At 37.5% G+C, this 18,240-nt stretch carries 20 protein-coding genes and 5 tRNA genes; 9 read left to right on the top strand and 16 right to left on the bottom strand.

Translation table 11 applies throughout. From position 1 onward, the window contains the following. Window positions 1–8 precede the first annotated feature (8 nt). The 7 genes from H8Z77_RS01665 to H8Z77_RS01635 are packed head-to-tail and all read left to right on the top strand — an operon-like array spanning window position 9 to window position 4,243. Window positions 9–665 (top strand): hypothetical protein, encoded by a 657-nt coding sequence (locus H8Z77_RS01665; protein WP_186995966.1) that lies wholly within the window; start codon window positions 9–11, stop codon window positions 663–665. 13 nt (window positions 666–678) lie between these two features. Then, window positions 679–906 carry a hypothetical protein gene (locus H8Z77_RS01660; protein ID WP_186995965.1) on the top strand — a complete coding sequence of 76 codons (228 nt, stop codon included), beginning with the start codon at window positions 679–681 and terminating at the stop codon, window positions 904–906. Further along, the gene (locus H8Z77_RS01655) at window positions 881–1,981 is read left to right on the top strand and encodes a right-handed parallel beta-helix repeat-containing protein (RefSeq protein WP_186995964.1); all 1,101 of its coding nucleotides are present in this window, start codon (window positions 881–883) and stop codon (window positions 1,979–1,981) included. The genes H8Z77_RS01660 and H8Z77_RS01655 overlap by 26 nt, the downstream gene beginning before the upstream one ends. After that, a complete protein-coding gene (locus H8Z77_RS11535) occupies window positions 1,978–2,682 on the top strand; it encodes a hypothetical protein (RefSeq protein WP_286165372.1) in 705 nt (234 codons plus the stop codon). Before H8Z77_RS01655 ends, H8Z77_RS11535 begins: the two co-directional genes overlap by 4 nt. Continuing rightward, complete coding sequence (locus H8Z77_RS01645) at window positions 2,683–3,021, top strand: hypothetical protein (RefSeq protein ID WP_186995963.1); 339 nt, start codon at window positions 2,683–2,685, stop codon at window positions 3,019–3,021. It abuts the gene before it with no gap. Beyond that, window positions 3,011–3,286 (top strand): phage holin, encoded by a 276-nt coding sequence (locus tag H8Z77_RS01640; protein WP_186995962.1) that lies wholly within the window; start codon window positions 3,011–3,013, stop codon window positions 3,284–3,286. Before H8Z77_RS01645 ends, H8Z77_RS01640 begins: the two co-directional genes overlap by 11 nt. Before the next feature lie 12 nt (window positions 3,287–3,298). Continuing rightward, a complete protein-coding gene (locus H8Z77_RS01635; RefSeq protein WP_186995961.1) occupies window positions 3,299–4,243 on the top strand; it encodes a peptidoglycan recognition protein family protein in 945 nt (314 codons plus the stop codon). 52 nt (window positions 4,244–4,295) lie between these two features. On the opposite strand, the gene H8Z77_RS01630 is transcribed toward H8Z77_RS01635, so the two are convergent. The 15 genes from H8Z77_RS01630 to H8Z77_RS01560 all read right to left on the bottom strand — a co-directional run bounded on the left by H8Z77_RS01630 (window position 4,296) and on the right by H8Z77_RS01560 (window position 15,039). Continuing rightward, window positions 4,296–4,856 (bottom strand): hypothetical protein, encoded by a 561-nt coding sequence (locus tag H8Z77_RS01630; RefSeq protein ID WP_186995960.1) that lies wholly within the window; start codon window positions 4,854–4,856, stop codon window positions 4,296–4,298. Beyond that, entirely contained in the window at window positions 4,849–5,370 is a 522-nt protein-coding gene (locus tag H8Z77_RS01625; RefSeq protein ID WP_207725992.1) for a Panacea domain-containing protein, read from the bottom strand. The genes H8Z77_RS01630 and H8Z77_RS01625 overlap by 8 nt, the downstream gene beginning before the upstream one ends. A 1-nt stretch (window position 5,371) precedes the next feature. After that, the gene (locus tag H8Z77_RS01620; RefSeq protein WP_186995959.1) at window positions 5,372–6,205 is read right to left on the bottom strand and encodes a TIGR04255 family protein; all 834 of its coding nucleotides are present in this window, start codon (window positions 6,203–6,205) and stop codon (window positions 5,372–5,374) included. Window positions 6,206–6,691: 486 nt separating this feature from the next. Further along, window positions 6,692–6,767 (bottom strand) — tRNA-Gln (locus tag H8Z77_RS01615). Between the two features lie 29 nt (window positions 6,768–6,796). Next, a tRNA-Gln gene (locus tag H8Z77_RS01610) sits at window positions 6,797–6,872 on the bottom strand. A gap of 44 nt (window positions 6,873–6,916) precedes the next feature. Next, window positions 6,917–6,993, bottom strand: a tRNA-His gene (locus tag H8Z77_RS01605). A gap of 9 nt (window positions 6,994–7,002) precedes the next feature. Next, window positions 7,003–7,079, bottom strand: a tRNA-Arg gene (locus tag H8Z77_RS01600). Window positions 7,080–7,101: 22 nt separating this feature from the next. After that, window positions 7,102–7,175, bottom strand: a tRNA-Gly gene (locus H8Z77_RS01595). A 164-nt stretch (window positions 7,176–7,339) separates the two neighbouring features. Then, a complete protein-coding gene (locus H8Z77_RS01590) occupies window positions 7,340–7,777 on the bottom strand; it encodes a 2-thiouracil desulfurase family protein (RefSeq protein ID WP_186995958.1) in 438 nt (145 codons plus the stop codon). Further along, the gene (locus tag H8Z77_RS01585) at window positions 7,774–9,543 is read right to left on the bottom strand and encodes an ABC transporter ATP-binding protein (RefSeq protein ID WP_270739763.1); all 1,770 of its coding nucleotides are present in this window, start codon (window positions 9,541–9,543) and stop codon (window positions 7,774–7,776) included. The genes H8Z77_RS01590 and H8Z77_RS01585 overlap by 4 nt, the downstream gene beginning before the upstream one ends. A 309-nt stretch (window positions 9,544–9,852) precedes the next feature. Further along, window positions 9,853–11,571 (bottom strand): phospho-sugar mutase, encoded by a 1,719-nt coding sequence (locus H8Z77_RS01580; RefSeq protein WP_186995957.1) that lies wholly within the window; start codon window positions 11,569–11,571, stop codon window positions 9,853–9,855. A gap of 48 nt (window positions 11,572–11,619) precedes the next feature. After that, entirely contained in the window at window positions 11,620–12,768 is a 1,149-nt protein-coding gene (locus H8Z77_RS01575; RefSeq protein ID WP_186995956.1) for a putative glycoside hydrolase, read from the bottom strand. 37 nt (window positions 12,769–12,805) lie between these two features. Next, window positions 12,806–13,429 (bottom strand): Rnf-Nqr domain containing protein, encoded by a 624-nt coding sequence (locus H8Z77_RS01570; protein WP_069989170.1) that lies wholly within the window; start codon window positions 13,427–13,429, stop codon window positions 12,806–12,808. Window positions 13,430–13,432: 3 nt separating this feature from the next. Further along, window positions 13,433–14,047: an Rnf-Nqr domain containing protein gene (locus H8Z77_RS01565; protein ID WP_186995955.1), complete on the bottom strand. Its 615-nt coding sequence runs from the start codon at window positions 14,045–14,047 to the stop codon at window positions 13,433–13,435. Next, window positions 14,044–15,039, bottom strand: a complete 996-nt coding sequence (locus H8Z77_RS01560; protein ID WP_186995954.1) for an RnfABCDGE type electron transport complex subunit D — start codon at window positions 15,037–15,039, stop codon at window positions 14,044–14,046. The genes H8Z77_RS01565 and H8Z77_RS01560 overlap by 4 nt, the downstream gene beginning before the upstream one ends. Window positions 15,040–15,093: 54 nt before the next feature. Here H8Z77_RS01560 and H8Z77_RS01555 point away from each other — a divergent pair, with 54 nt between their 5' ends. Then, complete coding sequence (locus H8Z77_RS01555) at window positions 15,094–15,657, top strand: adaptor protein MecA (protein WP_186995953.1); 564 nt, start codon at window positions 15,094–15,096, stop codon at window positions 15,655–15,657. On the opposite strand, the gene rpe is transcribed toward H8Z77_RS01555, so the two are convergent. After that, on the bottom strand, window positions 15,654–16,289 hold the full coding sequence (gene rpe / locus H8Z77_RS01550) for a ribulose-phosphate 3-epimerase (RefSeq protein WP_366471739.1): 636 nt from the start codon (window positions 16,287–16,289) through the stop codon (window positions 15,654–15,656). The genes H8Z77_RS01555 and rpe overlap by 4 nt on opposite strands. A gap of 453 nt (window positions 16,290–16,742) precedes the next feature. Between rpe and H8Z77_RS01545 the strand changes: the two genes are divergently transcribed. Next, entirely contained in the window at window positions 16,743–17,669 is a 927-nt protein-coding gene (locus tag H8Z77_RS01545; protein WP_186995951.1) for an AEC family transporter, read from the top strand. Window positions 17,670–18,240 lie beyond the last annotated feature (571 nt).

Raw genomic sequence — 18,240 nt, 5'->3', positions numbered from 1 at the left:
GGATATATATGAGCGTACAAACACAGATTGAACGTCTACAAGGCGAAAAGGAAGCATTGCGTACAAAGCTAGTAGCGTTAGGGCTAGCCCAATCCAACGACGACCTGGAAGCATGCGTAACAGCGGTAGAAGGGATTGCGGATAATGGAGCAGTGTCCGGTAATATCAGTGCAGTGGCGGAACAATACTCTGTGCCAGCAGGCTACCACAACGGCACTGGGAAAGTACAAATTGCCAGCACTGAACAAGCCAAAATCATTGCCGGAAATATCAAGAGCGGTGTTACCATTTTAGGTGTAGCCGGCTCATACGCTGGCGAAGGCGTAGACTTGCAGGAAAAGACGGTAACCCCAACAAAAGCCCAACAAGATATTACCCCAGATGAAGGTTACGACGGATTGTCCAAAGTAAGTGTTGGTGCAATCCCTGATAATTACGCTGACGTTACAGGAGTAACAGCAACCGAGGCGGACGTACTAGCGACCAAAACATTTGTAACGGAGTCTGGTACAAAAACAGCAGGTACGATGGTAAACAATGGAGCTGTATCCGCTACAATTGACGGACTAACCACAGGTAGTTATACCATTCCGGCGGGATATCATGACGGCAAGGGCACAGTGTCCCTTACTGACGATATTGCGAACGCCCTAGCAGCTATCTAGGAGGAGGGATAAGGTGAAATATGAGCGGGAAGAAAAATTTCTTATGACACTATCTCAAAACAAGCCATTAGGGACAATCGACAAATTTTTTTATCGTACAATCGAGACAAAAATAAGATTTTTGGAAGTTTTTGAAAAATACGGTATCGCCACACCTGATGGAGTAAGACTTGATGAGTTGCCAACAATATTGGACAAACATTTGGAGGGGTTAAATGCGGAACGAAAAAATACAGATTGATAGGCTTAATAACGCCAAAGCTGCTATAGCTGAGGCGATTACAGCAAAAGGCGTACAGGTGCCAGAATCAACCAAACTGGATGGCTATCCTACTCTAATTAGTCAAATATCGACCAGTGGCTCTGGTGGCGGCAAGTCCATCCGTACCTGCCGAGTTGTCGTTGGCACGGCAGTAGCCGGATGGACAGAAAATGACTGTGATTATTTATGTAATGGAATATCAGATGAAGTGAAAATTCAGGCTGCTATTGATGCCCTACCGGAAGATGGCGGAGAAATTGTGCTGCTTGATGGACGATATGTTGTTACTGGAATTGATTTAAAAAATAACACACAACTTATTGGTAATGGATTGTCAACACAAATATATTCGGACACGAGCATTGGCCCTCAAGGAGTGTTGGTGTACGCTGGGTCAAATTGTGCATTGCGAAATATATCGCTATTGTTGGAAACCACAGACCTGAGTGGGACGGCTACTGCTATAAAAATTACGGGGAGCAATACCGAGGTGCGTAATGTACATTGTTCGGGGTTTATAGGAAATACAATTGAAATCGCTTCTTTTACAGCCGGAGCCATTAATAATATCAGTATTATTAATAATGTACTTGTAGGAGGAGCAAACAACTTGTCTGCTATTAAGATAAATAGTTGTACCAATTCGATAATTTCCGGCAATTATATTATTGATCACGAAGAAGATGGTATATCAATTATCAACAATATGTGCAAATACCTCAATGTGTCAAATAATGTGATTTCCAACGTGAAGGGATACGGGGTGCTTGTACAATCTGGATCGTGGTATAACATTGAAAATAACATCATTGAAACCAAGCAATCGGAATCAAGTGGTATTGCTTTTGGAGGAAGTTTTGGAAATATTTCTGGAAATACTATAGGCGGCGACCATGCCATGGCAAATTCCATCAAAATGTTGCCATCCAGTGTTAAATCATTCGTCACTGGGAATTTAGTGTTTGTCACAGGAATAGTGACCGGAGGAAAAGAAATTGTCGTAGAAAATAATGTCGTCATAAAAAACCAAGCTTCTGGGGGTGGAACAGATTGAAATATGAAGAAAAATTTTGCGTGCAAGGATTAACAATATTGTTATATCGGTATGTTGTTGCTTGGCAAGAGGACGAACAACATAAACAGTATTATTGTGTAGACAAACAGGAAGCAAACCAATACAGTGATAGATATGACGATGCGACAGTGCAACCAATAGAGGTTGATCCATCGGATGAATGGATAGATGGTATTACTATCCCAGAAACAACACATCCAATGGATGATGCGATTAAAATCTATGAAGCTGGAGAATCCACTTGGCTTAATGATAAATATATACCAAGCGCAGAGCAATCCGCACAGGTGCTAGCTAGTATACTACTGGACACAATAAAACCAGAAAACGATACTCAAAAATTAGAGTTATCAGGGTTGTACCCAGTATGGGCGGAAGGAAATCACCTATCCAGCGATATATGCAACGCTAAAGGTCAGACGTGGGAGTGTTATCAATCCCACGATACAGCATCCAACCCTGATATCACACCAGATAACCCAGCATGGTATACCTTCTGGCGGCCGCTTCATGGGACAAGTCCCGAAACAGCCCGCCCGTTTGTGCCGGTGCAGGGCTCCCATGATATGTATCATATTGATGAGTATGCAATTTGGGAGGACGGCAATGTGTACAGATGTAGACAGGACACAAATTTTAGTCCCGGCGAATACCCCCAAGCGTGGGAGGTGGTAGAATAAGTGGACTTTATCGCTGAATATTGGGCGGAATTTTTGTTTGGAGGGCTTGCGACAGTGATAACCGCAATGCTTTCGGCAGGATACCGCAAGCTAGCCCGTAAGGTGGAGGAACACGAGCAGGTCAAAGATGGCATACTGGCAATACTCCACGATAGGTTATACCAGCTATGCCAATATTATTTAGGGCAAGGGACAATTACCCCAAACGCCCTGAAAAACGTGGAATACCTATACCGCAGCTACCACAGCCTAGGAGGAAATGGTACGGGTACAGAATTATACACTAGGGTAACTAAATTACCACTAGATTTAGAAGGAGCGGATGACAATGAACATTAACTGGAAAGTAAGGCTAAAAAACCCTGTATGGTGGGCTCAAATCATAATTGCCATTGTAAGCCCTATCCTAGTAGGGCTAGGATTACAGTGGTCAGATATGACCACGTGGAAATCACTAGGGCAAGCGTTATATGATGCTATCTGCAACCCTGTAATCGTGGTATCCGTCATTGCGTCCGTATGGACTGCCATCACAGACCCAACCACTAAGGGTACATCCGACAGTACACAGGCACTTACATATACACAACCAAAACAAGATTAGGAGGTTTTTATTATGTTGCCAATCAGAAAACAGATTACAACCAAAGCAAATATTAAATGCCCTTATACCATGGCACCTACCCGCATTGTAGTACATAACACTGCCAATGATGCTTCCGCCGCCAACGAAGCGAATTATATGTGCAATAATGACTTGGAAAAGTCCACCCACTATTTTGTGGATGAAAAAGAAATTGTACAGTGTGTGGAAGAAAATCGCAATTCCTGGAACGCTGGTGATGGAAACGGGAAAGGGAACCGGGAAGGCATCTCCATTGAAATCTGCTATTCCAAATCCGGTGGGGATAAATTTATCCAAGCGGAAAAGAATGCGGTGGAATTAATTGTGGATATCCTGAACCGTTATGGCTGGGGGATTGACAAAGTAACCAAGCACCAGGACTATTCCGGCAAATACTGCCCGCATAGAACCCTTGACATGGGTTGGAACAGGTTCCTGAACATGGTACGTGAAAAAATGGGACAGGCTGCAACGCCAAACCAACCAGCTGTTCCTCAGCCATCCCCAGCGAATATTACAGCAACCTACCAGGTGCGAACAGCAAAACATGGATGGCTGCCGGCAGTCGTAAACCTGAATGATTTTGCGGGGGTACAGGGCCACGCAATCACAGACATCGCACTTGGAGTAAACGCCGGGTCAGTAAGATACCGTGTCCATGTGCAAGGCGGGAACTGGCTGCCATATGTCACAGGGTATAACCTCAATGACGCGAATAACGGTTACGCCGGCAATGGAAAACCAATTGACGCAGTGGAAGTATATTTCTATACACCGGATTCCATTCGACCATGCAAAAAAGCGAAATACAGGGTATCCCCTGTAAACGGCAACTACTATTCCTGGCAGTATGACAACGAAACAGGGAACGGACAGGACGGCTATGCCGGACTGATCGGAAAACAAGTGGATAGGTTCCAGTTGATAATTCAATAAATACAAACAAAAGTCCGACAGTTTAAAATAAACTGTCGGACTTTTTAAATTCTTACTCTAATAATTCTTCTAATAATTCTTCTAATTCTTTCTTTTCTGCTTTTAGTTTTTCGTTTTCTGCGGATAATAATTTAACAGAATCTTCCCTATCTCGACAACATGTGCTAGGAGGTTTTATCTTTCTTAAACCTCCATAATGATCATTAGGATACATATTATGTAATGGATCAAGCCAAACGATATAAAAGATATTTTCATAAAAAACACCATGAATAGCACCTTTTGACTTTGAAATTCTGATTTGATAGAAATCATTTAATGAAACTCCATCTGGTAATTTTGAAGGAGGCGTAGCGTTTCGATGATCATGTATCCTATAACTTTTTATTTTCCCTGAAAGCAATTCACTTTTTTCTCGCGTTGAAACCTCTTTTAACATTTCAAATAATTCCGAAGACCAATTGATACATGTCCCATCTAAATTAAAGTATTCTGTTCTCTCCAAACTTTCAAATGAAAAAGAGATTTTTTTATTTTTTGTATTAATAGACGGTGGCACTATTTTATTATCGTTAGATGGTATTTTTGATGCTTTAGGTATTTTCTTACTCATTGTCCATCAAACTTCTGTAGTATAATTTCATAATTTCTTCATCAATAATATTGTTGCTACTTTGCCAAGGTTTTAATCCTATCCGGGCTTTAAGCCAAGGTTCTTCGGTATGATTTAATTGTTCTAATTCATCACCATCTAAATCTCCATAAGCTTCGTATACTTTTTTAGCAAAGGAACAAAATTCTTCTGGCAATAATTTTCTTTCATCTGTGTATTGTGGAATATACCCGAAACCAAATATTTTGTATTTCTGGTATAAATCTGGCTGCACTGCCCCATGTACCCACGCTTCAAAAGGTTCTTTAATTAAATTTTCATCGTAAATAGCAAGATACCACGCTTTTGCGTAGTAACATAATTTTTGCAATTTTTTATGAGTCATAGAAGATATACAAAGAAAAGCATGTGCTAGATCAAATATATCTCCACTACTGTCATAAATCATATTGCTTTTTGTTAAATTCAATCCATTAAACGAGGTTTTAAATTCTACAGGAAAAATTTTATTCATTTTAAATTACCCCTATTATATCTTCATTTAAAAAGTCATTACTATCTGTTAACAATTTTATAAATTCATTGGACAATAAATTTGTATATATATTAAATAGCATTTCGTTCATCTCTAGTAATTTATTAGTGTCAGAAATTGTTTTTTCAATAATGTCAGTATTATCTAGATATATATCAGAATCAATTGATACTTTATAGACATCAATTTCTGTCGATTCATCTTCTTTTATAGTTCCATTTTCGATATTGCATAACAAGTTAATTTTATAATCACTGACTGAAAAAACTTCTTTTTTTTCACTAGCTAATGTTTTAATATCACCAAAAAAATCACAAGTATTAAAATAGTTATTTGAAAAGTATTTATTGATATTTTCTTTTCCTTTGATAAAACAAAAATTAGTTTTCCTTATTCCAAACCTCTTTAAATTAAAAAGATCAACTTTTGTTTTATATATATTTAAAACATTTAAAAATATTTTTGAATATTCTTCAAAAGGCATATATTTATTGACCACTATACCTAAAAAGTCTTTACACATGTCAACACTATAAATTTCATTTTCATGTTTAAATGAAGATATTTTTCTTTGCTCTAATGTGTTAATAGGAAGACTTTCTTTGATCAAGTCATTTTCGTCAATTCGTAATCCGACATGATTCTCAATTCTTTCTTCATAGTCTTTGAATTGGTTATCTATCAAATAATTTCTAGTATCATGTAGAATTGATTCCATATCCTGCGAGAAAGGTCCTACAAAATCGACTCTCATTATAGTTCTATTCAAAAAATTATGTTTAAAACTTTTTCGCTCAACAGTTTCAATTTTCATATAATTTTCCTTTCTTTACAGTAAAATATAAAAATTTTACTTTATGTTTATATTATATCATATTCTATTATAATTAAACCAGATACAGTATTCATGAAATTATATTTTGTTTTTTGTTTAATATTGTATTCAAGTTACTAATTATAATATATTTAAATATTTCAAAATCTATCTCTATCATAAACCTAAATCGTTTTAAAAAATAGGGATATATTGTAACATGTTCAAATTTTGTTTGAACATGTTTAAATCTTGCTATAATTTCATTACAAGTATTATAATCAAAAGCACAAAAAGCCAGCAAGATTTTATCTCTTACTGACCTTATTTTTATATTAAATTCGTGTTGCATTTCGTGTTGCATAATCTTGAAAATCATTAGATTTTTAGTCAAAAATCAAGAATTTTGTGTGAAATCTTAGAATTAGAAAATATAAGAAAACCCCGTAACTACTGGATTCATCAGTAATTACGAGGTTTTTGCTTTGGCTGGGGTGGAAGGATTTGAACCCTCGGAATGCCAGAGCCAGAATCTGGTGCCTTACCACTTGGCGACACCCCAATATAAGAAGCCTTACAAATGTAAGGCTTTGGCTGGACTGGCTGGATTCGAACCAGCGGGATGACGGAGTCAAAGTCCGTTGCCTTACCACTTGGCGACAGTCCAATAAAGATTTGTAACTGGAAGAACTTCTTCCAGTTACAATTTAGTGGGGTGGAATATGGGATTCGAACCCATGGTCTCCAGTGCCACAAACTGGCGCTTTAACCAACTAAGCTAAATCCACCATAACTAATGGTGCGCCAATCAGGATTCGAACCTGAGGCCTACTGCTTAGAAGGCAGTTGCTCTATCCAACTGAGCTATTGGCGCGTATGTAACAAATGTTACATAATGGAGCGGGTGATGGGAATCGAACCCACACAACCAGCTTGGAAGGCTGGGATTCTACCATTGAACTACACCCGCAAGTTGTAATCCTCATCAGCGACGAATATTATTATACCAGACTGTTTTTGATTTGTCAACAGTTTTTTTGATTTTTTTCGCAAAAAAATTCAGACAACATTATTTTGTATTTTTATATAAAAATATTTCAATATATTAAATTTATTTATATAATTTAAATAAATTTATTCCATATTTCTTAAAGCATTGCAGTTGTCTTCATTATAAATCGCAAAACCATTTTGAAATAATAATTCCGCAGTAACTCCATTCCCCATAATTTTGGTACCAGTAAAACTCCCATCATAAATTTCTCCATATCCACAGGAAGGACTACGGCTCTTTAAAACCGCTGCTGAACAATCCAATAATTTTGCTATACGTAACGTTTCTTCAGCACCTTTTTGAAAGGCATTTGTAACATCTTCTCCAATTTGGTTAATTACTCGTTCCGAAACAATTTCGGAGGGAATTCTAGGTGTAGACATCCCTCCTAGCTGTTCTGGACAGACAGGAATCAACTGGTGGTGTTCTGCTAAAGAACACACCAGTTCATTTTTACACCCTGTTCCACAATATCGACAATTTATTCCTAATAAACACGCACTTACAAGCAACTTCATCCTATATCCTCCGGCAAAGAATCTTCATACAAATGGGCATAAATACCGCCTTTTTGCAATAACTCATGATGGTTGCCCTGCTCTTCAATTCCATTTTCAGTTAACACCAAAATTGTAGTCGCATTTTTAATCGTAGAAAGACGATGGGCAATGGTAAATGTTGTTCTCCCGACCGATAAATCTTCTAAAGAGCGCTGTACTAACCGTTCACTCTCGGTGTCCAAAGCAGATGTTGCCTCATCTAAAATTAAAATAGGTGGATTCTTTAAAAATGCCCTAGCAATACTAATCCTCTGTTTTTGACCTCCAGACAGTTTTACCCCTCGTTCTCCTACATAGGTATCATATTTATGTTCCAGTTTCATGATAAATTCATGCGCTCCAGCCTTTTTAGCGGCTTCTATTACTTCTTCCTTAGATGCTCCTAATTTTCCATAGGCAATATTATCATAAACTGATCCAGAAAACAAATAAACATCTTGTTGTACTACCCCTATTTGAGAACGTAAACTATGTAATGTAAAGCGTTTAATATCCTCTCCATCAATTAAAATTTTTCCACAAGTGACATCATAAAAACGTGGTATTAAACTACATAAAGTCGTTTTTCCACTACCAGATGGCCCAACCAGCGCAATATTTTCTCCGGCAGGAACTTTTAAATTGATATTGGATAATACTTCTTTTCCTCCATCGGCATACTGGAATCCAACATGATCAAAGGTAACTTCCCCTTTCACCTGCTGCAAAGGAATGGCCTCTGGTGAATCCCCTAAGTCCACAGGAACATCCATCACTTCAGTAAAACGTTCAATACCTGTCATACCTCGCTGAAACTGTTCTGTAAACTCGACAATTCTGCGGATCGAGGTTAACAATGTTGTAATATACAATAAATAAGCCATAAAATCTCCTGGCGTAATTTTTCTATACAACATAAATAATGCCCCAGCTACTACCACAGCAATGTACATAATGCCATCAAAAATACGGGTACAACTTTGGAATCCAGCCATAAAATGATACATCTCTTTTTTTATATCCAAAAATTTATGATTCCCTTTTTGAAATTGCTCCTGCTCCATTTCCTCGTTAGCAAAAGATTTAATTACACGGATTCCCAACAAGCTATCCTCTACTTTGGCGTTAATTTCCCCCAATTGGTCCCTGGACTTTTTAAATGCTCTTCTCATACTTTGATTGAATTTTAAAGAACAAAACAGCATAATTGGAATAAACGCAAATACAATTAAAGTCAACCATACATTTACCTGAGCTAAAATAATAAATGCAACGGTAATTTTTAAAGCAGCAATAAAAAATTCTTCCGGACAGTGATGGGCAAATTCTGTTACATCAAACAGGTCGCTAGTAAAACGTGCCATAATCTGTCCTATTTTTGTATTATCAAAATAAGTGAAAGATAGTTTTTGTAAATGGGAAAACAAATCTTTTCTCATATCAGTTTCAATCTTTGCTCCCATTACATGTCCAATATTCGCCATATAATAATTGGCGAACGTATCAATAATCCGCAAAATCAAATAAAAAATACCAACAGATAAAATCACCTTTACCGACAATGCCTGTAAATCGTTCATCCCTAAATTGGTTAAATAACGCACGATTAAAGGCAGCACCAGCTCACATATCGTAGTTAAGGAGGCGCAAAATAAATCCATCATTAAAATCCAACGGTATTTTTTAAAATAAGGGGCAAACCTTTTGATAAGTTGAAAATTTTTTGTTTTTGTAGATTTTTCCACTCAGTTTCCTTCTTTCTTTTCTATTTTTATAAGGAGGTATCAAGATTGTTTATCAATAATAAGACTGAGCTAAATACTCCAGTCTTATTATACAATTGTTTTTGTTAGAACGCAAATAAATGAATTTCATCTTTTGCAAGATGGAACTATTATCATTTTGTAGATTTCTAAAAGGAATACATCTAACTCAAAATAAAACTGACTCCGCTTAAAAAACGAAGCCAGTATTTTTCATTATCATAACAACATATTGCTTTTCTGAAAAGCTTAATTTTTACTATTGATCAATAGAATCAAATAAAATCATCCTTAGAACCCTAAAATTTTGGTAAAATCATCTTGCAGTTCTTTTTGGATTTGTTCTGCTTCCTCCACAGTTGGAGCAGTAGCAGTATAGTAAGCTTTAATTTTTGGTTCTGTACCAGATGGACGTAAAATAACAGTTGCTCCACCTTCCAAAATGTATTCTAAAACATCGGATTTGGGAAGATGAATTTCTGTTACTTCACCAGTTGCAATATCAGTGGATTTAGAAGCGTTGTAATCTGCATAACAGATTACCTTTCTGCCACCAATAGAAGTAGGGCGATTTTTACGAATATCCGACATAATCTGAGCCATTCGTTCCATACCGGAAGCCCCTTCGCAAACAAAACTAATGGTAGCGTGGCGATATACCCCATACTTTTCATATAAATGGTTCAAAGCACCTAAAACGCTGATACCCTGTTGACGATAAAACGCAGCCATTTCACAAATCATCATAGAAGCAATAACAGCGTCCTTATCACGCACATAGCTACCTGCTAGATAACCATAGCTTTCTTCAAAACCAAAGATAAACCGGTCATCTTCCCCTTTTGCTTCCAACAAGCCAATCTGTTCCCCAATATATTTGAATCCAGTTAGCACATTTTTTAGTTCAACCCCATATTCTTTACAAATTGGGCAAACCAAATTAGTAGAAACAATAGTTTTTACTGCAATTGGATTTTTTGGCATGATTCCAAGGGCAGTTCTCTCTTTACAAATGTATTCCAACAATAGTGCGCCTACTTCGTTACCAGTTAACAGTACGTAATTCCCTTCTTTATCTGGTACCGCAATTCCCATACGGTCACAGTCTGGGTCTGTTGCCAGTAGAATATCTGGTTTTACTGTTTGGCAATCCCGGATTCCCAGTTCCAAAGCTTCACGGATTTCCGGGTTTGGGAATGGACAGGTTGGAAAGTTTCCATCTGGATTTTCCTGTTCCGCAACAACGTGAACATTTTGAACACCCATTTGTGCCAATAGCTTCCGTACCGGCATATTGCCTGCACCATTCAATGGAGTATAGACAACGCTCATATTGGCTTTTTCCAAAGCTTCTGGATGAATCGATCTGGCTTTTACAGCATCTAGATATTTTTGTTCTACCGCTTCACTGATATACTCAATTTTACTTTCTGCGACAGCCTGGTCAAAATCCATTAATTTTACATCGTGGAACGCATCTATTTTTGCGGAGTATTCTAACACTTTATCAGCAGATTCAGAAGTCATTTGACAGCCATCCGGACCATACGCTTTATAGCCATTGTATTTTGCAGGATTGTGACTGGCTGTAATCATAATACCAGCCTGACAGTTTAACTCACGTACCGCAAAAGATAAGCATGGAACTGGCATCAGTTGACGATATATATAAGCTTTTACACCATTCGCTGCTAAAACACTAGCAGCTTCTTTTGCAAAAACATCGGATTTAATCCGGCTATCATAACTAATTGCAACCGCTGGATTCTCATAATCATGTTTTAAATATTCCGCCATTGCCTGGGTAGTTTTACGGACAACATAGATGTTCATCCGGTTGGTGCCTGCGCCTATAACACCACGAAGCCCAGCAGTACCAAATTTTAGCTCACAGTAAAACCGATCTTTAATTGCTTCCTGATCGCCTTCAATTTCTGCTAACTCGTGAACCAAATCCTGATCTTCTAAATTCATAGATTTCCATTGGTTGTAAAGATCCATTTCTTTCATATGACATAACCCCTTTTTAATATATTCAATCATTGTGCCCAATAACAATTATGGCTGTAAGTCAAGATGGCTTTTTACATTAATACTACTTAATGCGGATAAAAGCTGATCCCTATTCTGGTCTGCTTGAAGAACCGGCAACACTTCTGAATTTCCGGAATTTGCCTGAATTGTCGTAACAACAGTTTGTACAATTTGTGTTTGGTCAGTAATCACAGAGCCATTTTGTTCTAATCCGGATGGATAAGCAGACAAATCAATTACAGGGGCATTGATTGCAGCACCATAAGTAGATGGATCGCCACCATAAGCCATTTCCCCAGCACCTGTTGCTGCATCCCAGCTATAAGAGAGAATTACTTTTACACCAGTTGCGTTTACCTCACGAATAAACTGCTTTAAAATATCCTGTTTGGATACACCATTATCAAATAAATCATATCTTGTATCTTTTGCGGTTGGGAATTGTACATTCGTCAGCATAACATATTCATATCCCATTGTATGCAATTCCGCAGCCAAATCCTTAATATATGCTCTTGCACTATCTTTATAAGGATTCAGCCAACGGATTTTTTCATTTCCTTGTAACCAGGTTGTTTTTGGCTGTCCCTGGTAAGTAATCGCATTATCACGGCTTCCATTTGCAGCAGTAGAATCTTGGAATGCAGATAGCTGCGCAATTGGAGTAAGTCCAGCATTTTTTACAGTAGTATAAATCTCCTGTGCATTCACTGGGTTTTGGGTTACTGCGCCCCATTGGGTTGCAGCAACTACCTGGGTTTGATACAGTACCTGTCCTTTTTCTGTCTTAAATGGAATAATAACACTATCATATCCTTGCGTTTTGGATTGTGTTAAAAAGCTTTGTAAACCAGCTGAATCTCTTAACAGATTTTCTGGTAACTCCACGGATACCCGAGTTGTAGCTTGTGATTCTGACTCAGGTTCAGAAGAACTTGTCTCCTCAGAAGATATTTCGGAAGAAGCATCCACAGAAGATATATCCATACTGGAACTATTTGTTTGCGTACTATTTTTTTGATTGCCCAAAAATTGGCTAAAGATAAAAAATGCAATCGCTACAATCAGTAAAAAAGCAATTATCCAACGGAAAATTTTCCAAAACCCACCACCAGAAGGCCCTTTTCCACGGTAAATTTTATCATATCGTTTTACTTTAACTGGCTTTGACATGCGCAAACCTCCATATTGTTATTACTATATTTTGTTTTTATACAGGAAGCTGATGCCCGATCAGCCCATAGAAAGCCATAGAAAGGATACCAATATACATCATAGTAATTGGGAAACCCCGAAATGGTTTTGGAATATGATTACTATATAAATAAGAATAGGATACCGCCAGCAAGAATACTGCTAACATAAAGCCTAACCCTGTTCCTAGCCCAAAGCCAATTGCGGACCAAAAGCTAATCGTTTTTAAAGAATTGATTAATAACAACGCCCCTAATACAGTACAGTTAAAAGCAGATAAATGGATCATTGGCTTTATTTCTTTCGAGAAACGATTTGGTAAAGCGCTCACCAATAAAACAGCTGCAATATATACAGCCCCAATAATAGCAACATATACTAATGGGGTAATATAGTACCGATACTCTAAGTTCTGCAACAATGGATTTACAAAATACGTAATAATAGAAGCTATTACTGTAATAGTTGTTAAAATAATACCAAACAGTAACAGGTTTATCTTTTTACGTAACATTAACAACACAGTACTGGTCCCTAAAGTACGGCTAAAAATCGTGTTTTCTAAAAAAATTGCCACTAACATCATGGAAAAGAAGGTACCAGTATAATTTAAAGTAGAACCAATTAATTGTGATGACATCTACTAACCCCTCCTTTTCTTTTTTGGATGGTATTCCTGTTTTATCCGGTTGACAATCGCAGATAAAAACGCAATCATCATAAATCCGGCAAATGGTAATAATACTGCTGGGGCAATTTCCATCCCAATTTGGTATCCCCATAAAGTGCCACGTCCTAACAATTCCCGAATTGCTCCGACTAGACAGGCAACAATTGTAAACCCTACCATTTGAAGCAAAAGGTCAAGAACCATCTTTCCTTTGGAAGGAGCTTTCCGAAAACGTGTTTCACTCTTTTGTACAATTAACGAGTTGGTTACCAATAAAGGAAGGTAAATACCCAGTTTATAAACCAAACCGGTTTCTATTTGATCAATTAGCATTGCCACTGGTATAAACACAACAGAAGCAAGCAATACATTAAAAATAACACGGATGGTATATGGAATTGCTTTGGGAACAAAAGAGGAGATTAAAATTGTAATAAACGTAATCACAGCAAATGCAAAACTCAACGCTACCGCATTTTTTAAGGTATAGGACATAATTACCACAGGTGCTAATAAAAGCCCCCGCTCCAATACCATGTTGTCAAAAATTAAAGATTTCCAGTTTAATTCTCTCTGATTCTGTGTCATGCCTTTTCCTCCTCTCCAATCGGATGGCTTTTTTTCGGAGTACGACGGCGTTTCCAAAGAGAGATGGTATGATCCGCCAAACTATCACAAAAACTAGATAAGGCATTCGCGATCAATAACGCATAAAGGAAACCATATTCGTTTACACCATAGTATTTGAAAATTGTAGTCAATAATCCTAAAACAATACCAAAATATACTTTCCCCAACTTACTAGTTGGCGTTGTGGTTGGATCATTCGCTAAAAATACACTACCAAACAGCAATACACCAGCAACCAATTCATAACCCAAAGTAGCTTTCAGACTAGATGAAATCCTTGGTGCTATTACAACCATCAAAGACGTTGTAATCAACAAAGAGGCTGTAATATGAATCGAAATGGTTCTACGCACCAGCAAATAAATTCCACACGCAAACAATACAAGTGCCAATGTAGCGCCCATTGGACCTGCAAATTTTCCGAGGATAACATCCATTTTATCCACACTTGGAACACCACCTAAACCTAACTGGTACTCCATAGAATGGACTAATTTTCCTCCAACCCGATTGCTTAAATCCACAGCCTGCATTGGCTCTGGGTATTGGAATACAAGCTCAGGCCAACATAAACCTACAAATGTTAACCCTACAGCAGCAGGATTAAAAATATTGTGCTCCCTACCACCAAATGGATACTTTCCTACTAATAAAGCAATTGCTACTGTTACAACCACCATCCAATAAGGTACAGCTGCTGACAACAGCAAAGTACAGATCATAGCTGTGATAACCGAAGTATTATCTATTTTATAACGGACACGACGCCCCGGTTTATATTTAAAAATTTTTCGTGCGGCAAAATCTACCACAATTGCCGTAACCAACGCAAGAGCCAGCATAATCAATACACGGACTCCATAATAATATATTGGTAGCACAAAAAGTGCCAACAGGGCTAACATGACATCATAACGTTGCCCTTTTTTTGTTCCCACTAAAGTTCTCATAACTCCTCCCAACTAGTTGGCTTCATTACGTCTGAAAAAAAGAGGTGAACCATTTTGAAGATAGAACTACTGGATCAGCAAACAATTAAAGTGATTTTAACTTCAGATGATATGCAGGAATTTGATATCACTTATGAAGAAATGGATTATAATGATCCAGTAACACGCAGAGCAATCGTTGCCATGTTATATAGGATAAAAGAACAAACTTGTGTAGATCTAACCAAAGGAAAACTTTTCATCGAAGCTTTTCCTGTTGAGCCAGACGGTTGTATTTTATATATCAACATGTGCAAACAGGTCTCCAATAAAACAAGCCAATGTAATATTCCATTGGTATTTTCGTTTTCTTCTATCGAAGAAGTATTTCGTGTATGCGAAACACTGTTCCAGTATTACAGCCACCTTATTTTTAAAAGTTCTCTTTATCGAATGGGCAATATTTATTTCCTATCTGTCTATTCTTTTTGCAAGCTGGAAGAAAAACTTACCGCTATTATTAGCGAGTATGGGATTTTACAGGGAAAAGGCAGCTTGTATACCGCTTCCCTACAAGAATACAGCCAATGCATTATTCCAACTACCGCGATCGAAACCCTTGCCTATCCAAAAAACTAGTAACGTAAAGAAGCAATCGCTGCAGAGGCATCCTCTGCACCAAATAGATAAGAACCAGCTACCAATACATTAGCACCTGCTTCTGTTACAATCTTAGCTGTTTCATGGTTAATACCACCATCTACTTCAATATCCAAATCAGGGCAAATGCTGCGCAGTTCATACACCTTACCCATCATATCTTGCATAAAGCTTTGCCCGCCAAAGCCAGGCTCTACTGTCATTACCAAAACCATATCTACTAAAGCCAAATATGGTTTAATTTCCATAACGGGAGTATTTGGTTTAATACTAATTCCCGCTTTACACCCACAGGCTTTAATCTGTTGAATACACTCCAACGGGTTGCAATCACTTTCCACATGAAAAGTAATGATATCCGCTCCTGCTTTTGCAAAACGTTGGATGTAATCTTGGGGACGGACAATCATCAAATGCACGTCCATTGGTAAATCGCATTTTTTATTTAAACACTCTAATACAGGCAGCCCTAACGAGATATTTGGGACAAACTGTCCATCCATAATATCCACGTGCAGCATATCCGCACCAGCGTCTGCCATACGATTTGCATCTTTTGCCAATTCAGCGAAATCAGCCGACAAAATAGAAGGGCAAATTTTCTGCAACAAATAACACTCCTTTATGATCATACTCCATTGTTCTGTTTTCTATTATACTGATTAAATATTGATAAAATCTGAACACAGAACAGAATTTTTTGATTTTCTCATAGAAAAACGGGTTATTTTCCTACTATTAGAGTAAATAACGCCAGTTTTCTTACTATAAAATGATACCTATGACTATATTAGCTGATTCTTTTCTATCCGTCAACCTAAATTGTAAAATTTTAAAAAATTATTGAATTGGTTTCGTCACTATGAATAGTAGCATTATCCAATGGACAAATTTTTTAACAATAAACTAGAAATCTAACCTATTTTTATCTTTTTATTTGATTTTTCTTTCTATTAAGGGTATAATAACAAACCGTGTGAACGGTTTATGAACTAGTATAAATAATATATCATATATAGAACCTGCCCTGTAAACCAGTTTTGCAAAGCAGGATGGAGGTTATTATGGATTCTGCCCTTACAATATTAAGCCAAGTAGTTATGATGTTTGTATTAATCGCAGTTGGATTTGTATGTTATCGCATTGGAATGTTTACTAATCGTGCGAACAAACAAATTTCTAATTTTGTCCTTACCATTGTTACTGCCGCCCTAATTTTAGATACTTATCAAACGGATTCCAATCCAAAATTAATTGCTAATCTTGGAATCTGTTTTGTACTTTCCGTGCTTGTCCTGTTTCTTGGAGTCATCGTTTCTCTGGTTCTAAAATGGAAAGGAAAAAACCATGATACTATTGCTACAGAACGTTTTGGCACTATTTATCCAAATTCCGCCTATATGGGAATACCATTGCTATTGGCAACGGTAGGCGAAACAGGGGTTTTTTATGCCAGCGCGTTTTTTATCGCGTTTAACTTGATGACCTGGACCCAAGGGGTAAGCCTTTTAACTGGGAAAATGGATAAAAAACTGATCCTAACCGCAATTACTTCTCCTGCTATTATCAGCATTGTAATCGGGCTTCCTATGTTTTTATTTCAAATTAAATTTCCTGCCCCAGTGGCTTCTGCTGTCAGCTCCCTGGCCGGATTGATGACACCACTCTCCATGGTGGTATCCGGTGTATTTATTGCCCAGACCAATTTGATTAAAGCGTTTACCTCAATACGTGTTTATATTGTTTCCTTTTTAAAATTGATTTTAATCCCCGCAATTGTATTGATGATCCTGACGATACTTCCTTTGGATTATGAAGTAAAACTTACCATGCTCATTCTGTCCGCTGCTCCATGCGCTACGGGAACAATGCTTTTTGCGTCCCGGTTTGGCGGCGATATTGAGACGGCCAGCTCAGTATTTACCGTATCCACAATTTTATGTATCATAACAATCCCTGCGTTAATTATGGTATCCCAACTGTTGTGGTAATAAAAGCCGCTATGCAATTACTCTATATCAAAACAACTGGGAAGATAATATGAAATACAAACCACATGGTAATCCCACCTTTAATAAATATAATATTCTCAGCAATATAACATTATTTTAATCATTATCGCTAACTATTTACACCATAATTCACATTACTATAAAATCGGGCCCGCTTTCTATCTTGCAAAAAAGCGGGCCTTTTATTTGAAGCAGATTCGCATTTGGGGAAAGCTCCCCTGCAGGCCTGTAATAGGCTGTTTCGTCCATCCAAGCCACTCTCCCCGCTCTGTCTGCGGATTTTTCTGCTCACCTTATCTTATGCAGCCATCAAAAGAATGGAACCATGCCCAATCTCCCTTTTTAGGATTGTCCGAACTGATTTTATGTGATTTTTTGAATTGGAATGGAGGTTTTTCCGGTTCCCAAGCAAAAATATCCTGTTTATTTTTCTTTCTTTGAAATAGATTATGCCATCATTCCATCTCTTTGTTAACATTTTAACCCATCATACAAAAAAATACTTTTTTGTTCGTTTTTTCTCGTTAGAATACAACGATTCTTTGGGATT

This window comes from Clostridium facile (assembly GCF_014297275.1).
GTDB lineage: Bacteria > Bacillota > Clostridia > Oscillospirales > Ruminococcaceae > Massilioclostridium > Massilioclostridium facile.
Note: the sequence above shows the minus strand (reverse complement) of the source record. Positions and strands in the feature narration are given on the sequence as shown.

Coding starts and splice junctions, on each gene's coding strand:
- H8Z77_RS01665 (WP_186995966.1), top strand. CDS start 9: ATGAGCGTACAAACACAGATTGAACGTCTACAAGGCGAAAAGGAAGCA.
- H8Z77_RS01655 (WP_186995964.1), top strand. CDS start 881: ATGCGGAACGAAAAAATACAGATTGATAGGCTTAATAACGCCAAAGCT.
- H8Z77_RS01640 (WP_186995962.1), top strand. CDS start 3,011: ATGAACATTAACTGGAAAGTAAGGCTAAAAAACCCTGTATGGTGGGCT.
- H8Z77_RS01635 (WP_186995961.1), top strand. CDS start 3,299: ATGTTGCCAATCAGAAAACAGATTACAACCAAAGCAAATATTAAATGC.
- H8Z77_RS01630 (WP_186995960.1), bottom strand. CDS start 4,856: ATGAGTAAGAAAATACCTAAAGCATCAAAAATACCATCTAACGATAAT.
- H8Z77_RS01625 (WP_207725992.1), bottom strand. CDS start 5,370: ATGAATAAAATTTTTCCTGTAGAATTTAAAACCTCGTTTAATGGATTG.
- H8Z77_RS01620 (WP_186995959.1), bottom strand. CDS start 6,205: ATGAAAATTGAAACTGTTGAGCGAAAAAGTTTTAAACATAATTTTTTG.
- H8Z77_RS01590 (WP_186995958.1), bottom strand. CDS start 7,777: ATGAAGTTGCTTGTAAGTGCGTGTTTATTAGGAATAAATTGTCGATAT.
- H8Z77_RS01580 (WP_186995957.1), bottom strand. CDS start 11,571: ATGAAAGAAATGGATCTTTACAACCAATGGAAATCTATGAATTTAGAA.
- H8Z77_RS01575 (WP_186995956.1), bottom strand. CDS start 12,768: ATGTCAAAGCCAGTTAAAGTAAAACGATATGATAAAATTTACCGTGGA.
- H8Z77_RS01570 (WP_069989170.1), bottom strand. CDS start 13,429: ATGTCATCACAATTAATTGGTTCTACTTTAAATTATACTGGTACCTTC.
- H8Z77_RS01565 (WP_186995955.1), bottom strand. CDS start 14,047: ATGACACAGAATCAGAGAGAATTAAACTGGAAATCTTTAATTTTTGAC.
- H8Z77_RS01560 (WP_186995954.1), bottom strand. CDS start 15,039: ATGAGAACTTTAGTGGGAACAAAAAAAGGGCAACGTTATGATGTCATG.
- H8Z77_RS01545 (WP_186995951.1), top strand. CDS start 16,743: ATGGATTCTGCCCTTACAATATTAAGCCAAGTAGTTATGATGTTTGTA.